The sequence below is a fragment of the Rhodococcus sp. PvR099 genome (assembly GCF_017833315.1).
Classification (GTDB): domain Bacteria; phylum Actinomycetota; class Actinomycetes; order Mycobacteriales; family Mycobacteriaceae; genus Rhodococcus_G; species Rhodococcus_G oryzae.
Genome location: NZ_JAFIBV010000001.1, coordinates 1615425 through 1632339, shown reverse-complemented (window position 1 = coordinate 1632339; position 16915 = coordinate 1615425). Strand labels below are relative to the sequence as shown.

Annotated in this window: 22 protein-coding genes and 1 tRNA gene; 11 read left to right on the top strand and 12 right to left on the bottom strand. The window is 70.8% G+C overall.

Annotation, left to right across the window (positions count from 1 at the left end; translation table 11 throughout):
- The first annotated feature begins 8 nt into the window (after nucleotides 1–8).
- Both JOE46_RS07435 and JOE46_RS07430 read left to right on the top strand, forming a co-directional pair.
- Entirely contained in the window at nucleotides 9–473 is a 465-nt protein-coding gene (locus JOE46_RS07435) for a peroxiredoxin (protein WP_097212084.1), read from the top strand.
- Nucleotides 474–503: 30 nt separating this feature from the next.
- Nucleotides 504–575, top strand: a tRNA-Val gene (locus JOE46_RS07430).
- 115 nt (nucleotides 576–690) lie between these two features.
- On the opposite strand, the gene JOE46_RS07425 is transcribed toward JOE46_RS07430, so the two are convergent.
- Both JOE46_RS07425 and JOE46_RS07420 read right to left on the bottom strand, forming a co-directional pair.
- Nucleotides 691–1104: a hypothetical protein gene (locus tag JOE46_RS07425; RefSeq protein ID WP_209926700.1), complete on the bottom strand. Its 414-nt coding sequence runs from the start codon at nucleotides 1102–1104 to the stop codon at nucleotides 691–693.
- Between the two features lie 102 nt (nucleotides 1105–1206).
- Nucleotides 1207–2025, bottom strand: coding sequence for a transglycosylase domain-containing protein (locus JOE46_RS07420; protein ID WP_099459052.1), 819 nt, complete (start codon nucleotides 2023–2025; stop codon nucleotides 1207–1209).
- A 735-nt stretch (nucleotides 2026–2760) separates the two neighbouring features.
- Between JOE46_RS07420 and JOE46_RS07415 the strand changes: the two genes are divergently transcribed.
- On the top strand, nucleotides 2761–3210 hold the full coding sequence (locus JOE46_RS07415; protein ID WP_373560256.1) for a DUF5994 family protein: 450 nt from the start codon (nucleotides 2761–2763) through the stop codon (nucleotides 3208–3210).
- Nucleotides 3207–3665 (top strand): DUF5994 family protein, encoded by a 459-nt coding sequence (locus JOE46_RS07410; protein WP_245220970.1) that lies wholly within the window; start codon nucleotides 3207–3209, stop codon nucleotides 3663–3665. Before JOE46_RS07415 ends, JOE46_RS07410 begins: the two co-directional genes overlap by 4 nt.
- Nucleotides 3666–3681: 16 nt before the next feature.
- Here the strand turns inward: JOE46_RS07410 and JOE46_RS07405 are convergent, their stop codons facing one another.
- On the bottom strand, nucleotides 3682–3939 hold the full coding sequence (locus tag JOE46_RS07405) for a type II toxin-antitoxin system Phd/YefM family antitoxin (RefSeq protein WP_245221494.1): 258 nt from the start codon (nucleotides 3937–3939) through the stop codon (nucleotides 3682–3684).
- A 155-nt stretch (nucleotides 3940–4094) separates the two neighbouring features.
- Here JOE46_RS07405 and JOE46_RS07400 point away from each other — a divergent pair, with 155 nt between their 5' ends.
- On the top strand, nucleotides 4095–4565 hold the full coding sequence (locus JOE46_RS07400; protein ID WP_209926696.1) for a DapH/DapD/GlmU-related protein: 471 nt from the start codon (nucleotides 4095–4097) through the stop codon (nucleotides 4563–4565).
- Nucleotides 4566–4658: 93 nt separating this feature from the next.
- Here JOE46_RS07400 and JOE46_RS07395 read toward each other — a convergent pair whose 3' ends face one another.
- The gene (locus JOE46_RS07395) at nucleotides 4659–5363 is read right to left on the bottom strand and encodes an excalibur calcium-binding domain-containing protein (protein ID WP_209926694.1); all 705 of its coding nucleotides are present in this window, start codon (nucleotides 5361–5363) and stop codon (nucleotides 4659–4661) included.
- A gap of 108 nt (nucleotides 5364–5471) precedes the next feature.
- Between JOE46_RS07395 and JOE46_RS07390 the strand changes: the two genes are divergently transcribed.
- A complete protein-coding gene (locus JOE46_RS07390; RefSeq protein ID WP_189636474.1) occupies nucleotides 5472–5636 on the top strand; it encodes a hypothetical protein in 165 nt (54 codons plus the stop codon).
- 4 nt (nucleotides 5637–5640) lie between these two features.
- On the opposite strand, the gene JOE46_RS07385 is transcribed toward JOE46_RS07390, so the two are convergent.
- From JOE46_RS07385 to JOE46_RS07370, 4 genes are all read right to left on the bottom strand, one after another.
- Nucleotides 5641–6216 (bottom strand): thermonuclease family protein, encoded by a 576-nt coding sequence (locus tag JOE46_RS07385; RefSeq protein WP_209926692.1) that lies wholly within the window; start codon nucleotides 6214–6216, stop codon nucleotides 5641–5643.
- 10 nt (nucleotides 6217–6226) lie between these two features.
- The gene (locus JOE46_RS07380) at nucleotides 6227–7534 is read right to left on the bottom strand and encodes an FtsX-like permease family protein (protein ID WP_097212091.1); all 1308 of its coding nucleotides are present in this window, start codon (nucleotides 7532–7534) and stop codon (nucleotides 6227–6229) included.
- Nucleotides 7531–8223 (bottom strand): ABC transporter ATP-binding protein, encoded by a 693-nt coding sequence (locus JOE46_RS07375; RefSeq protein ID WP_245220969.1) that lies wholly within the window; start codon nucleotides 8221–8223, stop codon nucleotides 7531–7533. Before JOE46_RS07375 ends, JOE46_RS07380 begins: the two co-directional genes overlap by 4 nt.
- Nucleotides 8224–8339: 116 nt before the next feature.
- Nucleotides 8340–8696 (bottom strand): DUF5655 domain-containing protein, encoded by a 357-nt coding sequence (locus JOE46_RS07370; RefSeq protein WP_097212093.1) that lies wholly within the window; start codon nucleotides 8694–8696, stop codon nucleotides 8340–8342.
- Nucleotides 8697–8742: 46 nt separating this feature from the next.
- Between JOE46_RS07370 and JOE46_RS07365 the strand changes: the two genes are divergently transcribed.
- Complete coding sequence (locus JOE46_RS07365) at nucleotides 8743–9738, top strand: cobalamin biosynthesis protein (RefSeq protein WP_209926687.1); 996 nt, start codon at nucleotides 8743–8745, stop codon at nucleotides 9736–9738.
- Here JOE46_RS07365 and JOE46_RS07360 read toward each other — a convergent pair.
- Genes JOE46_RS07360 through JOE46_RS07350 form a run of 3 tightly spaced genes read right to left on the bottom strand, consistent with a single transcriptional unit; the run spans nucleotide 9664 to nucleotide 11757 of the window.
- A complete protein-coding gene (locus JOE46_RS07360) occupies nucleotides 9664–10578 on the bottom strand; it encodes an SURF1 family protein (RefSeq protein ID WP_097212209.1) in 915 nt (304 codons plus the stop codon). The two genes, JOE46_RS07365 and JOE46_RS07360, sit on opposite strands and share 75 nt — an antisense overlap.
- Before the next feature lie 50 nt (nucleotides 10579–10628).
- Entirely contained in the window at nucleotides 10629–11099 is a 471-nt protein-coding gene (locus JOE46_RS07355; protein WP_209926684.1) for a low molecular weight protein-tyrosine-phosphatase, read from the bottom strand.
- On the bottom strand, nucleotides 11086–11757 hold the full coding sequence (locus tag JOE46_RS07350) for an HAD hydrolase-like protein (protein WP_209926682.1): 672 nt from the start codon (nucleotides 11755–11757) through the stop codon (nucleotides 11086–11088). The genes JOE46_RS07355 and JOE46_RS07350 overlap by 14 nt, the downstream gene beginning before the upstream one ends.
- Before the next feature lie 55 nt (nucleotides 11758–11812).
- Between JOE46_RS07350 and cobC the strand changes: the two genes are divergently transcribed.
- A complete protein-coding gene (gene cobC / locus JOE46_RS07345; protein WP_209926679.1) occupies nucleotides 11813–12847 on the top strand; it encodes an Rv2231c family pyridoxal phosphate-dependent protein CobC in 1035 nt (344 codons plus the stop codon).
- Nucleotides 12844–13977, top strand: coding sequence for a Nif3-like dinuclear metal center hexameric protein (locus JOE46_RS07340; protein WP_209926677.1), 1134 nt, complete (start codon nucleotides 12844–12846; stop codon nucleotides 13975–13977). Before cobC ends, JOE46_RS07340 begins: the two co-directional genes overlap by 4 nt.
- Before the next feature lie 44 nt (nucleotides 13978–14021).
- Here JOE46_RS07340 and JOE46_RS07335 read toward each other — a convergent pair whose 3' ends face one another.
- Nucleotides 14022–15248, bottom strand: a complete 1227-nt coding sequence (locus JOE46_RS07335) for an FAD-dependent monooxygenase (protein WP_209926674.1) — start codon at nucleotides 15246–15248, stop codon at nucleotides 14022–14024.
- A 125-nt stretch (nucleotides 15249–15373) separates the two neighbouring features.
- On the opposite strand from JOE46_RS07335, the gene JOE46_RS07330 reads away from it, so the two are divergent.
- Complete coding sequence (locus tag JOE46_RS07330) at nucleotides 15374–16078, top strand: TetR/AcrR family transcriptional regulator (protein WP_179800569.1); 705 nt, start codon at nucleotides 15374–15376, stop codon at nucleotides 16076–16078.
- Between the two features lie 89 nt (nucleotides 16079–16167).
- The gene (locus JOE46_RS07325) at nucleotides 16168–16905 is read left to right on the top strand and encodes a zinc ribbon domain-containing protein (protein WP_097212099.1); all 738 of its coding nucleotides are present in this window, start codon (nucleotides 16168–16170) and stop codon (nucleotides 16903–16905) included.
- The last annotated feature ends 10 nt before the right edge of the window (nucleotides 16906–16915 follow it).

The following is a 16915-nucleotide window of genomic DNA, read 5'->3' as shown; positions in this document are numbered from 1 at the left end:
GAACCCCCATGCCTCTCGACGTCGGTGCGATCGCTCCCGATTTCACCCTCAAGGACCAGAACAACCAGGAAGTCTCGCTCTCGGACTACCGGGGCAAGAAGAACGTCCTGATCGTGTTCTATCCGCTCGCCTTCACCGGTACCTGTCAGGGTGAACTCTGCAAGGTCCGGGACGGTCTGCCGAAGTTCGAGAACGACGACGCCGCGGTGCTCGCGGTCTCCGTCGGTCCGCCGCCCACGCACAAGATCTGGGCGGCGGAGCAGGGGTACACCTTCCCGTTGCTGTCGGACTTCTGGCCGCACGGTGCGGTGGCTCAGGCCTACGACGTGTTCAACGACAAGGCCGGGTTCGCGAACCGCGGAACCTTCGTCGTGGACAAGGAGGGCTACATCCGGTTCGCCGAGATGAACGGCCCCGGAGAGGCCCGTGACCAGGCAGCTTGGGAGAACGCGCTCGCCGCGCTAGATTCCTGAGTGCAATTCGGCGGGAAACCGTCGGATTCCGGGCGTGTAGCTCAGTGGTAGAGCTCTGGTTTTACACACCAGCGGTCGGGGGTTCGAAACCCTCCGCGCCCACCGCAGTGCTGACAGGCGAGTCGTCAATCTCGCTGTCGGACACCGAAGAAGCCCCCCGCCTCGACGAGGCGGGGGGCTTGTTCCGTCTGGTGGAGCGTGGACCGGATCCGGTCGGTCAGGATCCCAGCGGGAGGTTGTCGAAGATGAAGTCGTCGACGCCGAGCACACTGAGGAGACCGAAGTCCGTCGACCCGGCCGAGCCGAGGGGGTTCCCCTGTCGGTGCCAGGTTGTGCAGCCGACAGAGTCGAGCCGGTCGCCGGCGTCCAGGTCGACGATCCGGTACTCGGTGCTGGCACTGATGCCTTCGAGGCTCGGCTCGGTTTCGCCGGACTGGGTGAGGGCGAATTGGCAGGCGGCACCGGTGAAGCGGGAGTAGTACGACCCCGGCTCCACGTCGACGCCCGCCACATAGGGGTGGCTGGTGGTGCCGGGAATGCTCACCGGGAGCGCGCTGGCGATGCCTGCGGTGCCGATGGTGAGGCCGACGGCTGCGATGGTGGCGCCGATGATTCCTGCGGATCTACGCACTGTGGTTCTCCTCGTGGGTTTTTGGAGTGAACCAGGACACGTTAAAGGCTTCGTGATGATCCGGTCATGAAAGCCGGCAGTTCTCCTGCTTTCGGATAGCGGTCAGCCGCCGTACTGCGGACTCCACCAGGCGTCCTCGGCCGCGAGTCGATCGGCGACGCTCTGGGGCATCACGGAGCAGCTCTTCGGGGCGCCGAGCGGCGGATGGTCGCCAGCCGAGTCGGTGATGCCCACCGTCGCGACCGCGCCCTCCCAGCCGCCCATCTCGCTGATCCGCTGCGGCACCTTGTTCCTGGCATTGGCGACGGTGCTGGCCACCAGCCACGTCCCGTCGCTCTCGACGTCGACGCCACCACCCGGCGCCCGTCGGGCGTCCTCGCCGAGCGGCAGGAGGCCGGCCAATGTTGCTGCGTCCCAAGAGTTGCTGTCCCATGGCGGGCGGTTGAAGTAGTACCAGCTGGCGGAGCAGACGCCGTACAGGTTCGGCCCGAACTGGGCGTAGTTCAGGTACAGCTCGAGCTGCCGCTGATCGCCCATCAGGTTGAAGGGCCAGGACAGCACGGCCTCCACGCCCTTGCGGAAGACCCTGGTTCCGACCCACTCGCCTCGGATGAGGAACATGTTCTTCACCAGCTGCTGGGGGATGGTCGAGCCGGAGAGATCCTCACCGGACTCGAGATAAGTCTCGGTCCGATCGATGAAGTCGCTCATGTGGAACGGGCCCATGCGCGTGCCGAGCTCGGCGTCCTCGTGGGCGAGCACGGACGCGATGTAGTGCCTGCTGATGTGGTCGAGCGAGACTTCCTGGAAGACCGTGTCGCCCGGCGCGCTGTCGGTCAGCATGAACATCGTGCGCGGCGGCGTCCACACGCGGTAGATCACGGGCGTCACCACGAGCCATACGACGAATCCGATCACCATCCACTTCGTCCACCGGCGCCAGGCGGGCTTCCTGGACGGGGGTGCCGTGCCGTCGGGGAGTTCCGGCGTAGGCGGGAGCGGAGGCGTCGGAGTCGGAGGCAGCGGAGGCGGCGGCCAGATCGGAGCCTGCGGCTTCGCTCGTTGGTACTTCCAACTCGACTGGGGAGGTGGCCCGTACGGCGCAAGGTTGTCCGGCCGCGGGGTATCACGCGGGAGTGCCGGCCACGGCCGCCGCGATGTCTCGGCACTGTACCGAGGCTGGGGTCGGGGAATCGGACGGTTCCGGCTGTCGCCGAGTCGTTTGTTCATGGTGCGTGGAGGGCGTGAACGCGCCTCAGTTCCCGTCCGTGACGGTCAACCCGTGCTGGACGAAGCTTCGGTCCGCAGGCACCCTGAGGGCCGCACGCTGCTCGCCTTCGACATGGCCCTCAGCGGCGCACCGCGCGTATCTCGTGAACACACCTAAAGGTTACCGAAACAATCAGGTTGTCAATTGTGAGCTTCTGCCGGTTCCGTGCTGAGGGGCCGAGGCGAGCGCGGGCGTAGCATCGGGTGTATCGGATGCACCTCGAACGCGGCATTTTCGATCGCGTCGTCTCCGATTGGAATGAACCTGGCCGGTTCGCGGCCAAGGCAGGAGCGTCAGTCGTGACGCTGAATCACACGAGCCCGTCCCTGGGTCATCGCGATGCCCGTCAACCCCATGCGCGGCGGATACCAACGCTGCGGCTGCGGTTGAAGCCACGGCGTGCAGCCCGGGGGTTCGTCGATGGAGCGTGGTGGCCCAGGTCACCCGACTTGGCCACCGAAGTCCCCGGGCTACTGGCGGTGCTCGCCATTCGCCTCGGCCGGATCGACCGAGTGGTCTACAACATAAACGGGTGGGCGAAGGCGCCCGCATGGATCCGCAGTGGGGGACACGAAGTTCGATTGGACGGCTACCCATTTCAGCCGGTTAACACCCTGTACGTCGTCGGCGCGAACAGGAAGAGGATGGCGCTGCTGGTGGTCCCGCCCTACACAGAGCCCGACTACGCGCACGCGACCATGATGACCGCCGCCAAGCCGAACAGTGCGACCACGGCGGACGACCTGTTGATGGTCGGGGTACGCGAGGCGTCCCAGCTTGCCGCCCAGAATCGCTGGGATTCGGAAGGTGGGGCTGGGAAGGTGCGTCGACCATGATGCGCGACGGGGTCCGAAGCGTCGGGAATCACTTCGACATGGGTTCGCGACTGCACGAGACCGATGGCCTCCAGCCCTTTGAGCCGGCAACCCGCACATCGCGCATCCTCCTTCGGGCTCGAGGCGCGCCTGCCGGCCTGGTCGACGGCGCGTGGTGGCCGCGGACCACGAACCTGACGTTGGAATTGCATGACGTGATCAGCGCTGTCGCAACACATCTCGGTCGCACAGCCCGGGTTGCCTTCGCTTGGAATCCGCGCAGTGTCACGCAACGCGGCCTCGATCGACACGATGGAGTGCTCGTCTGCGGCCCAGTCGACGGTCAGCCACAGAACGTCATGTACCTGTTCGGGACCGATGGGTCACGGCTGGCGTTGCTGGTCGTCCCGCCGGACACCGAGGCGGACGGTGCCTATGCGGCGATGCGGCTTGCCGTGGGTGCATCCGAGGTGTGACGTCGTCGCCGGCCAGTCAGGCGATCTGATCGGTGCGTTCGGCGGGCGCGCCGTAGAGGTCGTCGAGGAGCCGCTCGCGGGCACCCGCGCGGCGCAGGCTCTCGAGCAGATCCGGCGACCGCAGCAGGTACGAGGTCTCGCGGAGGGCTTCGTAGTGGGACCGTGAGATCAGGACGGCGCTGCCGTTCTTTCCGCCGATCTCGATGGCGGCGGACTCATCGTTTGCCCTCCGGATCAACTTCTTCAGTCTCTTCCTCGCGGTCTTCACCTTCATTGCGGCCACAGCGCATCTCCATTCCCGACGGATCTGACTCGTGAATCCTGCCACCACGTGGTGGGGTTGAACGCATTTCTATGCCCCGGACACTCCCAAAATTCTGGATCCGCCGTTCGAAATGCCGCGTTTGTCGCGCGGACTAGGGTCACGGTGTGCGTCTGATCAACATCATCCAGTCCTGGCGGCTCGTCCCCGTGTGGCTGCGCATCCTGCTGCTGCTTGCCGGTGGCGCCAAGGTGTGGGGCGCCGGGATCTACGCGGGATGCCACTTCGGCGGCAAGGACATCCGGATGGGGGTTGGCACTTTCGTGAATCGGGGGGTGTTCTTCGACGGCACCGCGCCGATCACGCTCGGCAGGCAGGTCGCGGTGGGGCACCAGGTCGCGTTCATCACCAGTACCCACGAGATGGGCCCTGAGGATGGGCGTGGTGGTCGCGTCTACGACCTGCCGATTGTCATCGGCGACGGCTGCTGGATCGGTGCGCGGGCGACGATCCTGCCCGGCGTCAACGTCGGGCCCGGCTGCATGATCGGCGCGGGCGCGGTGGTGACCAAGGACTGCGAGCCGAACGGACTGTACGCGGGGAATCCGGCGCGGCGGGTGCGGGACCTGCCCGCCTGAACGCGGATTTCCGCGCGCGGCTGTGCGTTTCGCGCGAGTCGCAACGCTGCGAGAGCGGGGCGGCGCGCACTCACGCCGCCCCACGGTCGGGCGCTACTTGTCGCAGGCGATGCCGTCCTTGTCCCGATCCAGTTTGGTGCTGTAGCCGGGGTCGCCCTTGTACATCGGGGCCGCCCCGGCCGCGATCGCGTCATCGCACGAGTCGAACTTGCCCGACGGAGAAGGCGCCTCGACGAGCGGCTGCGGCTTCGTGATCACCGGCGGCGGAGTGGGCCTCCGTTCCGACGTATCCGGAACGTAGGCGGGCGCGGGTGCGGCGCCGGGCGGACGGGTGGTGACGGGGGCGGGCGCGACGTAGGTCGTCGGCTTCGGCATCTCGACCAGCGGCGCCGGCTTCACGGGCGCGGGCACCGCCGAAGAGCGGGCGGGCGTGGTTGCGGGCGTCGACGGGCGTGCCTTCGTCGTGGGCACGGTCCTCGAGATGGTGGGGGAGGAGGCGGGTTCGCTCGTCGCCGAGCCCATGACGCCGGCGGTGACGGCGAGCACCGCCACCGCGACGGCGCCGGCCGCAAGGAGCGGGACGGTCTTCGACTTCTTTTTCGCCGCGGGCTCCGGCTCCGGTTCGGGCTCCGGCTCGGCCGGGATGACCGGGATGAGGGTGGTGGCGGTCGAATCCGGCGGCACGGGGCGCGTTGTCAACGTCCACTCGTCGCCGTTCCAGTACCGCTGGAATTCCGCGGCTCCGCTCGGCTCGGGATCGGGGTACCAGCCGGGAGGGGGTCCGCCGGGGTTCGTCATGGGTGGTGATACTCCTTTTGGGATGTGTGCCCGCAATGAGTATCAGACGGGGTGGGCGGCATCGACATTCCCCCGGCCCGTGACCGTTCGCCGACGTACGCTTGACCGATGAAGACGGGTGCAGTGCTGACGCTGGTCGGGCTCGCGGTGCTGGCCTTCGGCCTCGGGCTGGCGGCTGCCCGGCTGGAGAGCGTGGGCTGGACCATCGCGCTCGGACTGCTGTGGCTCGTCATCGCCGCGGGCGCCCTCGCCCGGATCCGTCGCAGCGGCTGACCGGTCAATTACCTTCCAGCTGGACCGAATCCGTGCGCCCTTCGCAGGGCGGCCCCCACAGTCCCGCGCCCGAGGCACGTGCCTCGCTCTCGGCCCGCGCGATCTCCTCGGTCAGCCGACCGGTGCTGCGGCCGTAGGCATACGCCTTGGCCATCCCGGCCCGGACGGCGGCTGTCCCGTAGTCGGAGCCGTCGGGCAGTGTCAGGTGGGCGAGGGTGCGGCCGTAGTCGTCGACGGCGTCCGCACGGGGATCGATCGTGACCTGCACCGCGGCGCCGTCGAGCGTGGAGCGGGCGTAAGCGGTGGACTCGGGTCCCCAGCATCCGACGGTGTATCCCGCCTTCACCGTCTCGGGGGTGTCGATGCCCAGCACCCGGACGGTCAGCTCCCCGTCGACGTCGCGCACCCGGACCGTGTCGCCGTCGTAGACGTACTCGATCGTCATCGCGCGCGGGTCGGCCCGAGCGACGGGCTCGGTGGCCGTCCAGCGGTCCGCCGCCGCCAGCGCCACCCCCACCGCGAGGACGGCCCCCGCGCCCAGGGCGAGGATCCACTTTCGCCGGGGCGCAGGGGCGTTCATCGGTCAGAGCCTAATCGGCGAGCACCCGGCGCATCACCGGTCGCGCCACGAGCGCGCTGGCCAGCACCAGGGCGATGCCCGCCGCCAGCGTGACGCCGAGCTGCACCAGGGACATCGGGGTGGTCACGATGACGGCGCCGACGAGAGGGAACAGGAACAGCAACGCGCAGGCCGCGCCTGCCAGCGCCATCACCACCACCGGGGTGCGGACCTGCCGCATGCGGGCCCGGTCCATCACCTCGGGCGGGGTTCCCGCCAGGGCCAGGCTGCGGTAGAGCTGCCGGTTGTCCAGGATGGTGGACACCTGCGTGAGCGCCGAGGAGATCGCGGCGAGCGCGAAGGTCGCGCCGAGGGTGAACAGCACGCCGGTCCGCAGGTCCGCGAAGATGAACTCCTGACCCGGCGCCGGTTCGTGGCCCTCGCCGTTGCCGATCGCGGCCAGCAGAGAGGTGCCTGCGGCGACGAAGCTGGCCATCGTGACGCCGCTGACGGTGCGCCACACGGATTTCGGGTTGTCGAGCACCCGGCGTGCGGCGATCAGCGAGGCGGCGTCCGTCGAGCGGGCGAGCATGACGCGGCCCAGCAGCGAAATCACGAACGGTCCGATCAGGGCGACGATGCCGAAGCAGACCGCGAGCCCGATCAGTAGCGCCGCGATGCCGGGCATGCCGCCGCCGACGGCGGTCCACCCGAACAGAACCGCGACGGCGAGCGCGGCGATGAGCGCCTTGGGGGCGGGTCGGGGATTGCCCTGCGCCACGCCGAGCGGGCTGACGAACACCTGGCGCATGCCGAGCATCGAGGTGAGTGCGGCCAGCGCCGTCATCCCGAGCACGACCCCGAGCAACGGCAGGGTGCCGACCCAGAGCTCGGCGACGTCGAAGGTGCGCCCCTGGAACCGCAGCTGCGCGACCAGCGGCATCGCGGCGAGGTAGCCGACCACGCCGATCAGTGCGCCGACCAGACCCTGCGCACCGGATTCGGCCGAGCAGAGGGCGACAATCTGGCGCGGGGTGGCCCCGATCAGCCGCAGCGCGGCGAGCCGCTCGTCCCGACGGCGCGCGCCGAGTCGTGCCGCGGCGAGGCCGAGCGTCACGGCGGGTACCACCATGAGGACCGAGGCCACGCCCGCGAGGGTGAGGTACGTCTGCGCCTCCGGCTCGCCGGAGCGGCCGTCGAAGGCGCCGTACCCGCCGAGGACCGTGAGCAGCAGCGCGGTGGAGGCGGCGAAGGCGGTGACCGGAAGGGCGTAGGTACTGATCGCCTTTCGGCCCTCGCCGCGCACCGTCAGCAGGGCGACGCGAGCGGTGGCGCTCATGCCGCCACCTGCTGCGCGACGAGGGAACCGGCCTGCATCACCAGCGTGCGATCACACCAGCGGGCCACCTCGAGGTCGTGGGTGACCACGACCAGGGCGGATCCGATCTGCTGTGCCGACTCCCGCAGCAGGCGCATCACCTCCCAGCTGGTCTGCGCGTCCAGCGCCCCGGTCGGCTCGTCGGCGAACAGGACCGTGGGTTTGGTCGCCAGTGCCCGGGCGATCGCCACCCGCTGCGACTGTCCGCCGGACATCTGGCCCGGCCTGCGGTCCTGCAGACCGTCCAGCCCGAGCGGCGCGAAAAAGGTGTTCGCGGTGGCCTTGGCGTCACGGATGGAGGCGCCGTTGAGGATCAGCGGCAGCGCGACGTTCTCGATCGCGGGCAGTTCCGGGAGCAGTTGACCGGACTGGAAGACGAAGCCGAAGGCCTCGCGCCGGAGGCGGCTGCGGTCGTTCTCGCCGAGATTCTGGATGTGCTGCCCGGCGAGCAACACCGCGCCGGTGTCCGGCTTGACGATCCCCGACATGCAGTGCAGCAGCGTCGACTTGCCCGACCCCGACGGGCCCATGATCGCGGTCGCGGTGCCGGCCTGGATCTCCAGGCTGACGTCGCGGAGCACGGGGGTCGGCCCGAAGGACTTGCCGAGTGCGTGCACGGACAGGACGGGTGGCGGGGTCGGGAGGCTCATGCCTCCACGGTCGTCGACGAGCGGGGTCCCTGGCATCGGCCCGCGGCCCGATTCTCGGCACCGTCGGGTCATTCCCAGGTATGACCCGACCCGGAGATCACCCCGACGACGCAAGGTCAGCGGGTGCCGGGACCCACGGTGTCGAAGGCCTCTGCGAGCAACTCGCCGATCACGTCGTCGATCTGGTCGGCGGCGGTGAAGAACATGCGATGGGTCCAGACCTTCTTGGTCGTCGCGAACGACTCGCGAAGCCGCGGATGCTCGACGCGTCGCAACAGGTCGATCGCCACCTCCAGCCTCGACGAGACGATGAATGCGGCGGCGAACACCCGGGAGCGGGCCCAGGCGACCTCGCTCGGGTGCACTCGCTCGTCGACGTCACCGAGCGCGAGCACCCGGTCCCGGAACAGGTACAGCAACTCCACCGCGGCGTCGTCGAGGCCCGCGGCGTACTCGTCGACGTCACCGGTCATGGGTCGACGGTAGTCGGCGGTCGGTGCGGTTGATAGAAATACCGGCGTGAACTTCAACGGCCGCGCGACGGCGAGGGCGGCCGGGATCCTGCTCGGGTACGCGGCGGATCGGGCACTGGCCGACCCCGTGCGGTGGCACCCGGTGGCCGGCTTCGGTCAGGCCGCGGCGCTCCTCGAACGGCGCACCTACTCCGATCACCGCCCGGCGGGCGCCGTGCACACCGCGGTCCTGGTCGGCGCGGTCGCGGGCGTGACCCTGGTCGCCGTGCGGTTCGGGCGCAGGCTGGGCTGGGCGGGGGAGACCGCGATCACCGCCGCCGCGACCTGGACCGCGCTCGGCGGCACCTCCCTTGTCCGCGTCGGCTCGGACATGGCCGCGCGTGTCGAGGGCGGCGACCTCGCCGGGGCCCGCGCGCTCATCCCGTCGCTGTGCGGGCGCGATCCGGACTCCCTCGACGCCGAGGGTCTGACCAGGGCGACGGTCGAATCGGTCGCCGAGAACACCTCAGACGCCACCGTCGGGCCGCTGTTCTGGGCGGCCGTCGCGGGCGCCCCTGGCGCACTCGGCTACCGGGCGATCAACACCCTCGACGCGATGATCGGCTACCGCTCGGAGCGGTACCTGAGCTTCGGCTGGGCCGCGGCCCGGCTCGACGACCTGGTGAATCTCGCGCCTGCCCGCGTGACCGGCCTGCTGGCCGTGCTCACCGCGCCTGTCGTCGGCGGTTCGCCTGCCGCCGCGGCGGCGGCGTGGCGTCGGGACGCGGCGGCGCATCCCAGCCCGAACGCCGGTGTCGCCGAGGCGTCGATGGCGGGCGCGCTCGGGGTCCGGCTGGGCGGCCGCACCGAGTATCCGCACGGCATCGAGGAGCGGCCCACGCTCGGCGACGGTCCGCCGCCCGCGACCGCGGACCTGCGGAGGGTGGTGCGACTCTCGTCCGCGGTGCAGATCGGGGCCGCACTCGGGTCAGCGGCGCTTGCCGTAGCGATCGGCGAGCTTCGCCTCCGTCGCGGTCATCGCCGCGGGCTCCGGCTGCGGTGAACGGCTGAATCGGCGCCGCGGCAGCGTGATGTCGTCGGTGGCCGCGGTGGGTTCGGTGGCAGGCGCCGTGGCGGCGGGGGTCGCCGCGGGCTCCGGCGCGCGGGAGCGGCGGCGTTCGCGGATCTCGGCGCGCGCGAAGTAGATCAGCCCGAGCGGGGCCATGATCCCGAACGCCAGCCACTGCAGCCCGTACGACAGGTACGGGCCGGCATCGAGCTGCGGCAGCGGGATCGGCTTCAGGCCGCCCGGCTGGTCGGGGACGAGCTGGAAGTAGGCGTCGGCGGGCTCGAGGCCGAGCACCGAACCGATCTGGCCTGCGTCGATGAAGTAGACCTGCTCGTAGCCGTTCTCACGGATCGGGTCCTTGCCCGGCACGGTGCCCTCGGAGACGCGGGCCCGCGCGGTCACCGTCACCTGGTCGGTGGGGGCGGGCGCGAACGACGGCGGCACCGCGCCCTGCTCTGGGCGGGCGTACCCGCGGTTGACCAGGACGATCCGGCCGTCGGTCAGCCGCATCGGGGTGATCACCTCGTAGGCGGGTGAATCCTCGATCGAGCGCAGCCGGATCAGGACGTCGCTGCCGGGCAGATAGCTGCCGGTCACGGTCACCTGGCGCCACTCGTCGTCCCGGGCGAGCGGTCCGGACTCGGGCAGGATCGATTCCACGGTCACCGGCTCGGCGTTGCTCGACTCCTCGATGAGCTTGTTGCGGTGCTCGGTGTCGGTGTTCTTGCCGAGCTGCCACGGGGCGAGCACGGTGAAGCACATGAAGGCGAACCCGGCGACAACGGCGGCCAGCGCCAACCAGCCCGGACGCAGCAGAAACTTCAGCCTTCGCACGGTTCCACGGTACTTGCCGCGCCGACCCGCCCGGTCGACCGGTGTCCGATTCAGCGCTGCTCGCGCACCCACTGGAGCAGTCCGGGCACTGCGGCCTCGATCTGCTCGCGCACGAGCTCGAAGTCGGCGCGGTCGCCGTAGTACGGGTCCGGCACCGAGTCGCCGTCCGCGTCCGGGTCGAAGCTGCGCAGTAGCCGCCGCCGTTCCGCGGGCACCCCGAGATGCGCCAGCGCGCGGTCGTGCCCGGTGTCGAGCGCGACGACCAGGTCGGCGTCGAGGTGGTCCCGGTCGACCTGCGCGGCCCGGTGTCCGGTGGGGTAGCCGTGACCGCGCAGCACCGCGTTGGTGCGGTGGTCGGCCTCGTGCCCGACGTGCCAGTCGCCGGTGCCCGCGCTCGACACCCGGACCCGCGCGTCGAGGCCCGCCCCGCGCAGGTGCCCGAGCAGGATCTTCTCGGCCATCGGGGACCGGCAGATGTTGCCGGTGCAGACGAAGGTGATGTGGAGGTCAACGGGCTGCATCGAGGACCCTCCCGAGTTCGTCGACCGTGTCCACCGACCAGCGGGCGCCCTCGGCCTCCGCGGCGGAGCCGTAGCCCCAGCCGACGAACACCGTCGGGATGCCCCAGTGCGCGGCGCCGTGCACGTCGTGTTCGCGGTCGCCGACCATCACCACATCGGGGGTGCCGCCGCGCCCCGCGTCGATCGGTTCGATGCCGAGTCCGCGCAGCGCGTGCTCGATCACGTCGACCTTCGCGCGCCGCGCGGTGCCGTCGTCGGAGGCCCCGGCGATCACCTCGAAGTGCCCGGCGAGCGCGAAGTGCTCGAGGATGCGGCGCGCGAACCGTTCCGACTTCGACGTCGCGACCGCCAGCCGGGACCCGCGGCTCGCGGCGGCGGTGAGCAGGTCGCCGATGCCGTCGAACACCGCGTTCTCCGCCCAGCCGATCTCGTCGTAGCACTCGAAGTAGCTGGCCAGGGCGCGCTGGGTGGTCGCCTCGTCGAGCCCGAGCGAGCGCAGGGTGTCCACCATCGGCGGCCCGACGATGCGGTCGAGGACGTCGCCGTCGGGTTCGGGGGCACCGACCGCGGCCAGCGCGTGGCGGAAGCCGGCCACGATGCCGGGCGCCGAATCGGTGAGGGTGCCGTCGAGGTCGAAGAGTGTCACGCTGGGGCTCACGGCTCCATCCTGCCCGTTGTCCGGCACGGCGATGCGACCGCCATAAACTCCCTTCGTGGACACCCGCTCCCCGCAGTGGACCGACCTGCGGCATCACGGCGACATCGACGCCGAACCCGGACTGCTCGACTTCGCCGTCAACGTGCGCGGCGACGGGCCGCCCGACTGGCTGCGGCAACGACTGGTCGACGCGCTGGGAACGCTGGGTCGATACCCGGAGGTCGCGGCGGAGGAGGCCGCGCGGGACCAGGTCGCGTCGCGGCACGGCCGCTGCCGCGACGAGGTACTGCTGCTCTCGGGCGGCGCCGAGGGGTTCGCCATGCTGCCGCGCCTCGCGCCCGCGCGGGCGGCGCTGATCCACCCCTCGTTCACCGAGCCCGAGTGGGCGCTGCGGGAGGCGGGCGTCGCGGTCGAGACGGTGATGCTCGACGAGCCGTACCGGCTCGACCCGGCCGCCGTCCCCGAGGGTGCGGACCTGGTGGTGATCGGCAACCCGACCAACCCGACGTCGGTGCTGCACCCCGCCGCGGACATCCTGGCGCTGCGCAGGCCCGGCCGGATCGTGGTCGTCGACGAGGCGTTCGCGGACGCCGTGCCCGGCGAGCCGGAGTCGCTGGCAGGCATGTCCCTGCCCGACGTGCTGGTCCTGCGCAGCCTGACCAAGACGTTCGCGCTGGCGGGGCTGCGGTGCGGCTACGTGCTCGGCCCGCCGGAGTTGCTGGCCCGCCTGCAGGTCGGGCGGGCGCACTGGCCGCTGGGCAGCCTGCAGGTGGAGGCGATCCGGGCGTGCAGCGAGCCGGACGCCCTCGCGTGGGCGCGCCGCGAGGCCGACGTGATCGAAGCCGAGCGCGCGGAGATGGTGGCGATGCTGACCGAGGCGGGCGTCGCCGTGCACGGGCCTGCGCGGGGGCCGTTCCTGCTGCTGCGGGTCCCGGACGGCGAGGCGGTGCGGACGCGCCTGCGGGACAAGGGGATCGCGGTCCGCCGCTGCGACACGTTCCCCGGCCTCGGCCCCGACCACCTGCGGGTCGCGGTCCGGGAGGCCGCCCAGGCGAGGGTGTTGGTCGACGCGATGAGAGAGGTGCTGTGATGGCTGTTCGGCTGGCCGAGGTGATCGAGGCGCTGGAGCGGGCCTATCCGCCCGCGCTTGCCGCAAGCTGGGACTCCGTCGGCCTGGTGTGCGGCGACCCCGCCGATGAGGTGAACCGGGTGCTGATCGCCGTCGACGCCACCGAGTCGGTGGTCGAGGAGGCGCTGGCCTGGGGCGCGCAGCTGCTGCTGGTGCACCATCCGCTGCTGCTGCGCGGGGTGGACACCGTCGGCGCGCACACCCCGAAGGGCGCGCTGGTGCACCGGCTGATCCGGTCCGGCTGCGCGCTGTACACCGCGCACACCAACGCCGATTCCGCCGACCCCGGGGTGTCCGACGCGCTGGCGCGGGCACTGGGGCTGACGGTGACCGGCCCGCTGGACCCGGCGCCGTCAGAGCCGCTCGACAAGTGGGTGGTGATGGTCCCCACCACGGAGACCGACGCCGTGCGCAGGGCGCTGTTCGATGCCGGGGCCGGCGAGGTCGGCGACTATCGCGACTGCAGCTGGACGGTCACCGGCACCGGGCAGTTCCTGCCGGGTGCGGCCGCGAAGCCGGCGCTCGGCGAGGTCGGCCGGCTCGAGCGGGTGGCCGAGGATCGGGTGGAGGTGGTGGCCAGGCGGTCGCTGCGACGCCGGGTGCTCGGCGCGCTGCGCGGTGCCCACCCCTACGAGGAGCCTGCCTTCGACATCCTGGAGCTGGCGGACACCGGGTCGCCGCGGGGCATCGGCCGGATCGGTGAGCTGGCGGCGCCGGAGACGTTGCGCCAGTTCACCGCCCGGGTGCGGGCCGCGCTTCCCGAGACCACCTGGGGGGTGCGCGCGGCGGGGGACCCCGAGGCGCCGGTGCGGACGGTGGCGGTGTGCGGCGGATCCGGCGACTCGCTGCTCGGTGTCGCCGCGGCCCGCGGGGTAGACGCCTACGTGACGGCCGATCTGCGTCATCACCCCGCGGACGAGCACCTGCGCGCGGGCGGCCCGGCGCTGGTCGACGTCGCGCACTGGGCCAGCGAGTTCCCCTGGTGCGACCAGGCAAGGGGAGTGCTCGACGCCCGGTTCGCCGGGACCCCCGGATGGGCCAGCGCCGTGTCCGCGGTCCGCACCGACCCGTGGACGCTGGGTTCCTGCTAGCGGCCCGCCGCTGGGTTCCTGCTAGCGGTCGCCGTGATCCGGCGCTAGCTCGTCGCCGGCACCCGCTCGGGCACGCTCTCGTAGCGGCCGACGTCGATGGCGTTCGCGGCCCTGGTGGACATCCAGGCCAGCAGCCTGCTCAGCGGGCCGAAGGTCAGCACCCTGAACATCCGGTTGCGCTGGCCGAGCTTCTTCGCGGTCGGCGGGGCGAGGGTGGGGCCGGCGCCCTTGGCGACCTTCTGGCAGGCCGTCGCGTAGCCGCGGATCTGCTCCTCGTATCGCGCGAACGCGGCGCGATGGTCGCCGTCGGCGGCGGCCAGCTCGGCGGCCAGCACGTAGGCGCTGATCAGGGACATGCCCGCGCCCATCCCGCCGCAGGTGGCGCCGTAGCCGGCGTCCCCGATCAGGGCGATCCGGCCCTCGCTGTAGCGGTCCATCTCGACGACACTGATCGAGTCGAAGTAGAAGCTCGTCGCGGACTCGAGCTCGCGCATCAGGGTCGGCGTCTGCCAGCCGACGCCCGCCATGACGTCGGCGAGGATCCGCTTCTGCTGGTCGATGTCGCGGTGGTCGTAGTCGATCGGTGCCGACTCGAACAGGCACATGACCTCGCACTCGTCGCCGCCCCTGGTGCCGTACGCCATCACACCCACGCCCGGCTCGTTGTAGAGGACGCTGTCGTCGCCGAGCCCGATGCTGTTGGGCGCGTTGAAGATCGCGACGTAGTAGCCGGACTGGGTGAGGAACCGGGACTCGTCCCCGAAGGTCAGCGTGCGGACGTTCGAGTGCAGACCGTCGGCGCCGATCACCAGGTCGAAGGTGCGCGGGGCGCCGCGCTCGAAGGTGACGTGCACGCCCTCGGCGGTGTCGGTGAGTCCGGTGATCGAGTCGCCGAAGACGTACTCGGTGTGGTCTTCGGTCTTGTCGAACAGCAGCTGGGAGAGGTCGCCGCGCTGGATCTCGACGTCGCCTCCGGTGAACTCGGGCGGCAGGCTGGCCAATGTCCGGCCGTCGCCGTCGATGACGTTCAGTCGGCCCTCCGGCGTCCGGAGCTCGCGGATCTCGTCGAGGAGGCCCATTCGGGTGAGCATCTGCAGGTGCGCCGCACCGCGGAAGTCGACCGCCTGACCGCCCTCGCGCAGCCGCGGCGCGCGCTCGACGACGGTGGCGGAGAACCCGAAGCGGTGCAGCCAGAAGGCCAGCGCCGGGCCGGCCAGGCTGGCCCCGGAGATGAGGACGTTGCCGCGGCGTGCCGTTGTCGACTCGATCATGGGTGCCTCCATATAGTTGTTGTGAATCGCATTCACTGTGAATGCCGTTCACGATTGAGTGTAGGTTATACACAGTTTTGGTTCGCGGTCAATCGCGGACCGTTGCGGCAACGGAGGAGAAGCGCATGACGTCGGCATTCGAGCTGTTGTGGCGGGACGAGGAACCCGCGCGCCGGGGGCGGCGCCCGAGCCTGAGCGTCCGCGAGGTGGTCGCGGCCGCCGTCGGTATCGCCGACGCGAATGGGCTCGAGGCGGTGTCGCTGCAGCGCGTGGCAGCCGAGTTCGGTTTCACCACCACCTCGCTGTACCGCTACGTCCCCGACAAGGCGACGCTGCTCACGCTGATGCTGGACGAGGCGATCGGCGCCCCGCCCGATCTGAGCGGCGTCGAGGGTGGGTGGCGGCCGCGGCTGGAGGCCTGGGCGCGCGAGCTGCATCGCCTGTTCGTGCGGCGCCCCTGGCTGCTCGCGTCGACCGGCGGTGAGGGGGTGATGGGGCCGAACCAGCTCGGCTGGATGGACTCCGCGCTGCGGGCATTCGCCGAGACCGGGCTCGAGCACCGCGATGTCCACCAACTGTTCCTGCTGCTCCTCGGGCACGTGCGCGGCGTCGCCGGTCAGGCGGCGATGCCCGACGCGGTGTCCGAGCAGTGGCGCGCCGAGTGGCTCGGTTCGGTCTCCGCGATCGTCGATCGGCGCCGCGACGACTATCCGGCGTTGATCGAGTCCATCGACGGCGGCGGATTCGAGCCGGGGGACCGGGTCGGGCTCGAACTCGGACTGCGGTGCGTCCTCGACGGAATCGAGGCATTCGTCGGGCGGGCGCGGTGACCGCTGCGTAGCGGTACTGGCAGTGCCCCGCAGAGCGGTACGGTAGCGGGGCCAATATCCCCACTCAGCACAAGCAGGAGCCCGCCCGCGTGAACGTCGAACCCCGGATTCAGGCCAAGCTGCTCGACCTCGCCGCGGTGGATACCGAGCTGGCGAGGATCGCGCACCGCCGCCGGACGCTGCCCGAGCAGGAAGAGGTGCAGCGCCTCGAGTCCGACCGCGTGGCGCGCAAGGACGCCGCGGTCGCGGTGGAGATCGTCCTCGACGACCTGGATCGGGACATCAAGAAGCTCGAGGGCGAGGTGGATGCCGTCCGCCAGCGCGAGGAGCGCGATCGGAAGCTGCTGCAGAGCGGCACCGTCGGCGCCAAGCAGCTCACCGAGCTGGAGCACGAACTCGGCAGCCTCGAGCGCAGGCAGTCGATCCTCGAGGACGAACTGCTCGAGGTGATGGAGCGCCGCGAGGCCTCGCAGTCGGACTACGAGCACGCGGGCGCGCAGCTGAGCCAGATCGACGACGCCCTCATCGACGCCAGCCGTCGCCGCGACGACGCTGCCGCCGACCTCGACGCGGCCGAGCAGAGATGCGTGAGCGACCGGGCCGCGCTCGAGCCGGAGTTCCCGGCCGACCTGCTGGCCATCTACGACCGTCAGCGGTCCGCCGGCGGCGCAGGCGCCGCGTTGCTGCAGGCCCGCCGGTGCGGCGCGTGCCGGATCGAGATCGACCGCGGTGAGATCTCCCGCATCGCCAAGGCTGATCCGGAGACGCTGATCCGCTGCCCCGAGTGCAACGCGATCATGGTGCGTACCAAGGAATCCGGTCTGTGACTGACCCCGG